3 protein-coding genes are annotated in these 1,649 nt (G+C 37.8%); 2 read left to right on the plus strand and 1 reads right to left on the minus strand.

Annotated elements, in window-relative coordinates:
- On the minus strand, positions 1-367 hold a 367-nt coding region (locus C3938_RS00500), incomplete at its 3' end, for a DUF1541 domain-containing protein (RefSeq protein WP_158681507.1).
- 236 nt (positions 368-603) lie between these two features.
- Here C3938_RS00500 and C3938_RS18355 point away from each other — a divergent pair.
- Together C3938_RS18355 and C3938_RS00510 are read left to right on the plus strand one after the other, a co-directional pair.
- The gene (locus C3938_RS18355; protein WP_233998564.1) at positions 604-765 is read left to right on the plus strand and encodes an SHOCT domain-containing protein; all 162 of its coding nucleotides are present in this window, start codon (positions 604-606) and stop codon (positions 763-765) included.
- A gap of 105 nt (positions 766-870) precedes the next feature.
- Positions 871-1,649 (plus strand): F510_1955 family glycosylhydrolase (locus C3938_RS00510; protein ID WP_199775456.1); only part of this gene is annotated, 779 nt, incomplete at its 3' end.

Raw genomic sequence — 1,649 nt, forward strand, 5'->3', positions numbered from 1 at the left:
AAGAAACAGTATATACCGTAGTATCATAGGCACCAGCAATCGTGGCTTCTGCACCGTTCATACCTTCCATATGATCTGTCTCTATGATTGCTTGACTTCCGACGTCATAGGTTGGATTTTCAGCCTCTCGCAAATCTTCAGGAACCTCGCCAGAGCTGGACATATCCATTTCAGAATGGTCCATACCTTCCATATCTTCATTTGAGTCAGATTCCGATTCCATATCCATTTCTTCTTCGGTATTGGATTCTGTTTCTGTAACCGTGTTTTCTTCAGGATTCGTTTCCTCGGTTTCCCCGCCACAAGCTGCCAATAAAAACACCGCAAAGATAGAGACTAGTCCCAATATAATTTTATTTCTTTTCATTTTTAACCCCTCCATTCTCTTAGTTAACAGTACTTTACCCCGAAATTTTGCAGTTTATGTGCAGATTTATTTTTGTTGCAGAGATAAATTTTACCTGAAAAACCCGTTAATAAAAGCTAAACGATCCTTCTGCAAACTTTCTGGATTAATTTTTTATATACTTATTGGAATCAGTAAAAGAAGGTGACAAAATGCATTTTATGTACGGTTATGGTTCAATTTGGCCTATGATCTGTATGATAATAGTATGGCTGGGGTTATTGATTCTAGGTTGTTTCCTAATTAGAAACTTTATTGATGGAGGACATCGTTCCAAAAGAATTTTAAAAGAGAGATTTGTAAGAGGTGAAATAGACAAGGAGGAATTTGAACGTTTAAAATCGATTCTAAAGGATTGAGTTTATCGGTGTTAAATACTATCTGCACAAAAAATGGTCACTTTTTTTATAGAATGATTTAAGGTTAAACATATGGTATGAATTAAAAATTTGGAGGATGCGTGAATGATGTTGAGAAAGACAATAATAACTGTAACAATTATCGTAGGGATATTTTTAGCAGGCTGCAGCAATAATCAGGAAAAAGATTATGAAGCTACATTTGATGGCAGTGTAGATCATGTTCATGGCATAGGTTATGCTGGTAATGATAATGGACTGTATTTTGCGACGCATACCGGCTTGAAAATACTCCGTAATGGTGATTGGTATGAAACAACTAGAAATTTTAATGATTATATGGGCTTTAATGCAGTAGACGAGGGATTTTACACATCCGGTCATCCTGGAGAGGATTCCGACTTGCCGAATCCAATCGGTATTCAGCGAAGCTTCGATGGAGGCAGGACACTGGAACACCTTAAATTTGAGGGTGAAACCGACTTTCATGCCATGGCAGTGGGGTATAACAGCCACGATATTTTTCTGATGAATCCTGCAACAAACTCCGAATTAGAACAGGGATTTTACAGGAGTTCAGATGAAGGGAAGTCTTGGGAAAATGTAAGCGCAAGTGGGCTTACAGGAGAAATTCTATCGTTAGCTATTCATCCATCCAACTCTAGTGTTGTTGCTGCTGCCACTTCGACTGGAATCTATCTATCTGAAGATGGAGGAGGCAATTTCCAAATTGTAACAAATGGAAATGAGGTCGGGACAGCTGTATTTTTTAATGATGATCATTTCTATTATGCAAGTTATGGATCCAGTCCAGAACTTGGAAAAAGGAATGTTGAAAACGGTGAAGAAGAAACAATAGATTTACCAGAGTTGGAAGAAGATGG

It is taken from the genome of Microbulbifer pacificus, assembly GCF_002959965.1.
GTDB classification, from domain to species: domain Bacteria; phylum Pseudomonadota; class Gammaproteobacteria; order Pseudomonadales; family Cellvibrionaceae; genus Microbulbifer; species Microbulbifer pacificus_A.